Below are 6,521 nucleotides of genomic sequence, written 5' to 3'. Positions count from 1 at the left end.
GTACCGCTTCCTGTACTTACTTCCCACCTGGCACTACTTCCTCTGGAACCACACGTCCCAGTCTCCAGGTGTCCAAGACCAAGGGGAAGCTTCACTTTGGTGGGCGTCCGGATCGTTGAGCAGGTGCCAAACGATGACGAGCATCGAGCGGGCGACGGCCACCAGAGCCTTCCCGTGGCCTCGGCGCTTCACCAGCCGTTCGAGCGGGCGCCGAGGAACGTGTCGGTCCGAGCGGCGGCCATCGCGTGAACCGCGCCCAGAATATCGTTTCTGATATACTCTGAGTATGAGTCTGGACTACACGTGGATGCGGAGAGTCGCTGATGAGCTCTCGGAGTACGCTCAGCACCTTGAGGGCACGTGGAACATTGAGATCGGCCCTGGGGGGCCGGTGATGATGATGATGAGCCCGGTCAACCGGCACGAAAGGATCGCGGGCCGGATCCGGGACCAGATCAACCAGCAGATCCTCATGACGCACCCCGGATGGATCGCGGAGACAGGGCCCGAAGTCGAGGACCCGCGAATCGGCCGCCTGCGGCGTCCGGACGCGGTGGTCTGCGAGGAGCGCGCGCTGGACTCGGACCGGGATTCACTGGCGCCCGATGAGGTGCTGGCATGTGTCGAAGTGGTGTCGAAGTCCAATCCGAGCAATGACTATGTAGAGAAAATGGCGGATTATCCGGCGATGGGCATCGGCTTGTACATGATCGTTGATCCGCGGAACGGCACTATCGCCGTGCATGATGAGCCGTATCACGGGAAATACCAGAACAGCCAGCCTTACATCTTCGGAGACGTGGTCAAGCTCGGCGCGTGGACGATCGACACCGGTTCTTTCCTCCGGTACGGCACAGGCCCGACGGTATGAGGCTAGCCAACCTGCGAGAGCAGGCTGGTCTCACCCAGGCTGAAGTCGCAGCCAGGCTAGGGACCGCACAGCCCAACGTTTCCCGACTCGAGCGCCTTCCCGTGGAAGAGATCAGTCAGCGACAACTCCGCCGTTACCTGCAAGTCCTCGACACCCGGCTTGTTCTCATCGCACGGGACCCCAGTGGGCAAGACATCGTTCTGACAGCGCCGTAGAGCACTCTGCCGCTGGTCCTCTGGTCGCCGCGCTGTCCCGGCTCCCGACCCGGCCGAGGCTCTGGCCGCGACCACGCCGGGCGACCTGTCGCTCACCGGCTCCCGCCCGCTGGGCGGCACCCACGCATTCGACGGGCTGTGGCACCGTCTCGGACTCGATGCGGTCGTCCGCCGGCAGCTCGAAGGCCGTCGGCTGGACCTGCGGGTCGAGCGGGTACTGTTCGCCCTGACCGTGAACCGTGCGCTGGGCGTTGTCACCTTGTCGAGGGGCGCGAGCTGATCTCGCCCTAATTAGCAGGGCTTCGGCGTGACGTCAAGGAAGCCGGTTCGCCGCCGGTAGACTGAGGCCCCGCATGGCAGCGACGACGATCGAAGAGGTGGTTCAGTGATGGCCCGGGTGTACCGCCATGTGACGGAGGACACCTGCGGCCGGGAGCTCGCCGTCCGCTTCACTGACGAGGACGGTCGCGAGGTGGCCGACCCCAGGGTGCGCGCTGCCCGGCCGGCCGTCGTCGGCCGGTCCCGGGCTGCGGGTGCCGGCGCGGGCAGTGCCGGCGCGGCCCGCGCCGGCACCCGGGCGGCCGGGCACCCGAGTGTCGGCTCCTCCTGCATGGAAGCGGACGGGACTCCCTCCGTCTCCATGGCCCCACGCCCCGACGAGGCGTCCGCGCTGCTGGGCTGTTCGGCGTTCTTCCTGCCCGCACCCGTTCCCCGGGAAGGGCTCCTCGCCTTTCACTCGCCCACTGCCGGGTTTCTCCCCGTACGACTGGGGCCCGTTGAGGACCTGACCGTCGCGGCCCCGTACGGGCGAGGGGCCCGGCGGCGTACGGTGCCCGTACTGCTGCTCCCGGTCCGCGAGGCGCTGCCGCTGCTGGCTGCCGCGCGGGACGCTGACGGGCCCGGCGGGGCCCTGTCGCCGGCCGTCACTGTCTGGCGGGCAGCCTCCCTCTTCGCCCTGCGGATGGCGGGCCGCGGCCGGCTCCTGCCCGGACTGACCGACGGCGACCTGGACGCATGGCGGATCGGCCCGTACGAGGCGGAGGACGTCAGGTGGGTCAGGGCGCTGGCCGATGCGATGCCGCCCACGGCGTACGGCGCGCCTCTGGACGGCGCGGGGCCGGTGCGGTTGCCTGATCCCCACGAGCGGCTGCGGGCGTATCTGGACGCGATCGCCGATCTCCTGCCGCGTACTGCGGCCGCCGCGGCGTTTACGGGTACCGAGGCCTTCTCCGGGCTGAACTCCCGCGCCCCGTTGCCGGAGCAGCGGGTCTGGGCGGCAGAGGTGGCACACGGCGCGGACAGTGGCGTGCGGCTCTCGCTGCGGGTCGAACTGCCGTGGACCGACGTGTACGGCTCGTACGACGAGGGCGACGAGGGCGACGAGGGCGACGGCTTCGACCCTCACTACACCACGCCGGACACGGCCCCCGGCCCGCACTCATTACGCGCCGCGCTCCAGTTGCACTCCCTGGCCGACCCCACCGTCCTTGCCGACGCAGCTGAGGTATGGGCCGCGCCCGCCGACGCGCTGCCCGGCTTCGGGCCGCGGACGCGCATCGACACCATGCTGGCTTTGCGCCGGGCCGCTCGGGTGTGGGAGCCTCTCGGCCGGATCCTGGACCGCCCGGTGCCCGACGCACTGGAATTGTCCGACGACGAGCTGGCCGACCTCCTCCAGGACGCCGCCGAACGGCTCGACGCGGCGGGCATCGCCGTGCACTGGCCCAAAGACCTGGTCCGCGAGCTGCTGGCCCACGCCGTCGTCGAACCCGTCGGGCAGGACCGCGACGCCGAAGCGCCCGCCTTCTTCTCTCCCGAGCAACTCCTCGCCTTCCGCTGGGAGTTCGCGGCCGGCGACCAGACCCTCACGCAGGCCGAGCTCGACCGGCTCGCCGAGGCGCACCGACCGCTGGTGCGGCTGCGCGACCAGTGGGTGGTGGTGGATGCCGCGCTCATCCGCAAGGCGCGCGAGCGGGAGCGGACGCTCAGTGCGTTCGAGGGGCTGACCGCGGCACTCACCGGTTCGGTCGAGGAGGACGGAGCCGTCGTCCCCGTGCACGCGACCGGCTGGCTGGCCGACCTCCGTGGCCGGCTCCTCGCCCCCGACCAGGGCGAGGCCAGCGCCCCCGCCGCCCTGGACGCGACCCTGCGCACTTACCAGCTGCGCGGCATGGCCTGGCTGGACCGGATGACCCGGCTCGGCTTCGGGGCCTGTCTCGCTGACGACATGGGGCTCGGCAAGACTGTCACCCTCATCGCCCTGCATCTGCGACGCCAGGAGGACCCCGCCACCGCCGGGCCGGCCCTGGTGGTGTGCCCGGCCTCGCTGCTCGGCAACTGGACCCGGGAGATCGAACGGTTCGCCCCCGGCACACCAGTCCGCCGCCACCACGGCCAGGTCCGCGACCTCGAAAACCTCGGGGGAAGCGAGTTCGTCCTCACCACGTACGGCACGATGCGGCGCGACGCCGCACTGCTCGCCGAGACCGGCCCCTGGGGCCTGGTCGTCGCCGACGAGGCACAGCACGTCAAGAACCCGGCCGCCGCCACCGCGAAGGCACTGCGCAGCATCCCTTCGGCTGCCCGTGTCGCCCTGACCGGCACCCCGGTGGAGAACAACCTCTCGGAACTGTGGGCGCTACTCGACTGGACCACCCCCGGCCTGCTCGGCCCGCTCAAGTCCTTCCGTACCCGATACGGCCGGGCAGCCGAGCGCGCCGCCCGCGAGGAAGTCACCACCGCGGCCGCCGCGAGCGGCCCGGATCCAGGCCCCGCAGAACGTCTCGGCCGCCTGGTCCGCCCCTTCCTCCTGCGCCGCAAGAAGTCCGATCCGGGCATCGCCCCGGAACTCCCGCCGAAGACCGAGACCGACCAACGAGTCGCCCTCACCCGCGAACAGGTGTCGTTGTACGAGGCTCAGGTCCGCGAGTCGATGGCGGCCATCGCGGCGGCACGGGGCATCGCCCGGCACGGTCTGGTCCTGAAGCTCCTGAACGTGCTCAAGCAGATCTGCAACCACCCCGCCCAGTACCTGAAGGAGCCGTCCGGGGCCCGCCTGAAGGGCCGTTCCGGGAAGCTGGATCTCCTCGACGAGCTCCTCGACACGATCCTCGCCGAGGACGGCTCCGTCCTGGTCTTCAGCCAGTACGTGCAGATGGCCCGCCTGCTGGAGACCCACCTGGCCTCCCGCGGCATCCCCACCCTGTTCCTGCACGGTCAGACGCCGGTGGCTCGCCGGGAGGAGATGGTGGACGCCTTCCAGCGCGGCGAGGTCCCCGTCTTCCTGCTCTCCCTGAAGGCCGCAGGCACCGGCCTCAACCTGACCCGGGCCGGACACGTCGTACACTTCGACCGCTGGTGGAACCCCGCTGTGGAGGACCAAGCCACCGACCGGGCGTACCGCATCGGGCAGACCCAGCCGGTGCAGGTCCACCGCATGGTCACCGAGGGCACGGTGGAGGACCGGATCGCCGACCTCCTGCGCAGCAAACGGGGCTTGGCGGATGCCGTCCTCGGCGGCGGCGAGGCCGCCCTCACCGACCTGACCGACGCCGAACTCGCCGATCTCGTGACCCTGCACCGGAGCGACCGATGACCCGCCGCGCACACACCACCCGGCCGATCGCCTTCCCTCCGCTCCCTCCGGCCCCGGGACAGCGCGCTTTTCCAGACAGCTGGTGGGGCGGGGCCTGGGTGAGCGCCCTGGAGGGCCCAGACCGGTACGGATACGCGCGCGCCGACGGACGGCTCAGCCGGGGCCGCACCTACGCCAGATCCGGCGCGGTCGGCACGATCACGGTGCGCCCGGGCTCCCTCACCGCCCCCGTGCACGGCAGCCGCAGAACGCCCTACCGGACCAAGGCCACACTCCCCGAACTGCACGCGGCCGCCTGGAACCGGCTTCTGGAAGCTATCGCCCGCAAGCCCGCGCACATCGCGGCGCTCCTGGACCGCACCGTGCCCGAGGAGATCGACGCCGTAGGCCGCGCCGCCGACACCGAACTCCTGCCCCGCTCCGGGCAGTTCACCTACCACTGCTCCTGCCCGGACTGGGGCGACCCGTGCAAGCACGCGGCGGCGCTGTGCTACCAGTTCGGCCGGGTCCTGGACACCACCCCCTTCGCCCTCTTCCTGCTGCGCGGCCGGGACGAAGTCCAGCTCCTCGACGAACTTGCCGCGCGCAGCGCCGAACACTCCGCGCGCACACAGCCCGCGCCCCCGGCTCCCCGGCCCTCGCGCGGCGTCCGGGCGGCCGCGGCCTTCGCCCGCGCTCACGACGGTCCGCTGCCCCCACCCCCGCCTCTGCCGGACCCCGACCCGCACCCGGGCCCCGTCACAGACCTCACCGGGACCGAGGAGCCCGGCCCGGCCATCGTCCCGCACGCACTGCAGAGCCTGGCGGCCGACGCGGCCCGCCGGGCCCTGGCCGCCTACACGCGCACCCTCGCGGAGCCGCCGGCCGGCGAAGCGTGCGCGCTTCCCAGTCTGCCAGGCCTCCCCGACCGTGCCGCCCGCCTGGCGGACGATCTCCTCATCCCGTCCCTGACCGCCTGGCAGGACCTCGCCCGCCGCGCCTCCGCCGAACCCGACCGAGAGATCCTCGCCCTGCTCCTCGTCGCCGCCCAGGAGCATGACCCGACCCGCCTGACGAGGGCCGCCCACGCCTGGCGCTACGGAGGACCGCCAGCCCTGGCCACCCTGGGTGAAGGCCCGCCCCCGACACCACAGGACGTGACCGCCGCCCGCACCCGCATCGCGGAAACCTGGGAGGGCGGGCGACCTCCGGCCCTCCGCCGTACCCGCGACCGCTGGACCGTGGTGGGCCGCGACGCCCAATTGCGCTGGGGCCCGGACGGCCGCTGGTACCCCTATCGCCGGAGCGAAGGCCTGTGGTGGCCAGCCGGGCCGGGCGGCCACGACGCGGGCCGAGTCCTGGCCAGCCTGCTGACCAGTCCGCCAACTGAGAGCGCATCCGGAACAGTCTGGGCGGTGTCAACTCGTTGAAGCAACACCTTCGGAAAGGGCTCGTTGGAAGGCTTCTTGCGGGGTGAGGTAGCCGAGGCAGCGGCGGGGCTGGTTGTTGATCTCTTCCGCGATGGCAGTGAGGTAGGGGTCTATCACGAATTAGGTGTGGTTCGTCTGTTTGGCTTACACCTTGTTTTTTGGGCTGTTCGGCCTATACCTGATTGGCGGTAAGGCGGCCGTCGAAGAGGACGTCGAATTCGTTGAGGGCGGCCTTCCAGCGGTTGCTCCAGCGCTGGCGGCCACGCCCGGTGGGATCGAGAGCGAGGGTGGCGAGGTAGAGCCGCTTGAGGGCGGCGGTCTCGTTCGGGAAATGCTCGCAAGCCTGTGCCGCTCTCCGGTAGCGCGCGTTCAGACTCTCGATCGCGTTGGTTGTGTAGACGACCTGCCGGATCGCAGGCGGCAGGGAAAGG

At 70.9% G+C, this 6,521-nt stretch carries 5 protein-coding genes; 4 read left to right on the top strand and 1 reads right to left on the bottom strand.

All coding sequences use genetic code 11. The features are described from left to right. Positions 1-286 precede the first annotated feature (286 nt). The 4 genes from ACIBEA_RS43840 (at position 287) to ACIBEA_RS43825 (ending at position 6,090) form a co-directional block, all read left to right on the top strand. Positions 287-871 (top strand): Uma2 family endonuclease, encoded by a 585-nt coding sequence (locus tag ACIBEA_RS43840; RefSeq protein WP_399270057.1) that lies wholly within the window; start codon positions 287-289, stop codon positions 869-871. Then, on the top strand, positions 868-1,086 hold the full coding sequence (locus tag ACIBEA_RS43835) for a helix-turn-helix domain-containing protein (RefSeq protein WP_399270055.1): 219 nt from the start codon (positions 868-870) through the stop codon (positions 1,084-1,086). Before ACIBEA_RS43840 ends, ACIBEA_RS43835 begins: the two co-directional genes overlap by 4 nt. Before the next feature lie 640 nt (positions 1,087-1,726). After that, positions 1,727-4,681: a DEAD/DEAH box helicase gene (locus tag ACIBEA_RS43830; RefSeq protein ID WP_399270059.1), complete on the top strand. Its 2,955-nt coding sequence runs from the start codon at positions 1,727-1,729 to the stop codon at positions 4,679-4,681. Between the two features lie 98 nt (positions 4,682-4,779). Next, positions 4,780-6,090, top strand: coding sequence for an SWIM zinc finger family protein (locus ACIBEA_RS43825; protein WP_399270053.1), 1,311 nt, complete (start codon positions 4,780-4,782; stop codon positions 6,088-6,090). A 172-nt stretch (positions 6,091-6,262) separates the two neighbouring features. Here ACIBEA_RS43825 and ACIBEA_RS43820 read toward each other — a convergent pair. Further along, the coding region (locus ACIBEA_RS43820) for a transposase (RefSeq protein ID WP_399270051.1) at positions 6,263-6,521 on the bottom strand (259 nt) is incomplete at its 5' end.

The sequence above is a fragment of the Streptomyces sp. NPDC051555 genome, from assembly GCF_044454405.1.
Taxonomy (GTDB): Bacteria; Actinomycetota; Actinomycetes; order Streptomycetales; family Streptomycetaceae; genus Streptomyces.
Note: the sequence above shows the minus strand (reverse complement) of the source record. Positions and strands in the feature narration are given on the sequence as shown.